General features: G+C 52.3%; 1 protein-coding gene. It reads right to left on the reverse strand.

From position 1 onward, the window contains the following. Nucleotides 1-365: 365 nt before the first annotated feature. Nucleotides 366-890, reverse strand: coding sequence for an RHS repeat-associated core domain-containing protein (locus DNK49_RS25290; RefSeq protein ID WP_368737419.1), 525 nt, complete (start codon nucleotides 888-890; stop codon nucleotides 366-368). Nucleotides 891-897 lie beyond the last annotated feature (7 nt).

An 897-nucleotide genomic window follows, 5' to 3' on the forward strand; every position in this document is an offset into this window, starting at 1 on the left:
TGAACCTCCTCCGATTGAACACATCACGCAAGGGCAGCATAAAGACCAAGCGCATGCTGGCCGCTACGTCGGACAAATTTCGCGCAGAACTGCTCGGGGTGATGACATGAAGGTGCGATTGCCCTGGTTGTGGACGGCGGGCACCTACTTAATGCACTCACATTTCCATGGCCCATTATATGCGTTTTGCTTTAATGGTCGAATTTGGAGCAATGGGACAGAATGTCCACGTTGATATCCATCGGTTCGGCATTGCTTGTTGCACTCATAGTCTGAAGTATTCTCAGGGCGTATGCCAAGCATAGATAGTACCGAGGCTAATAGGGCAGACATGACGATTACAAGAGTAACAATAAACTTCCAGTTCATTCGATTTTGAGCTCCTCAGATTCTTTCTTTGTGCATTCGAGGCTTGGTTTAGGCGGAGTCGGAAGCTCTGGTAAGGTCCATGGGTCGTTAATTCCGCCCCACCCACCCGGGAGTTGCTTGGCAGGACTAGGAAAATTCCCATAAGTCTCAACGATCTCACGGTATGCACGATTTTGGGATATGGACCATGGTGTAGGCCTTCCCGAGCCTCCGAGCAATACCGGAACTGCTTCAGCACTCGTTCGGCCGATGCTAGGATAGAAATGTCCGTAGCTCCAACCGCCTGATCGACCCATTGACGACGAGGTGCCAGCAGTGCCAGCAGTACGTATGGGGGAGCGACGAAGGCCAAGCGGGTCTCTTCCGACAATGGGGTCGGAAGGATATGCGAACAGATTTACTCCCCCCATCAACCCAATCGGATCCTGCGTCACATACCGACCCTGCGTTGGATCGTAGTACCGGTAGCGATTGTAATAAAGCCCGGACTCCTCATCGATCCACTGCCCCTGAAACCGGATCGGCTGT

The organism is Parazoarcus communis SWub3 = DSM 12120 (assembly GCF_003226565.1).
Lineage (GTDB): Bacteria > Pseudomonadota > Gammaproteobacteria > Burkholderiales > Rhodocyclaceae > Parazoarcus > Parazoarcus communis.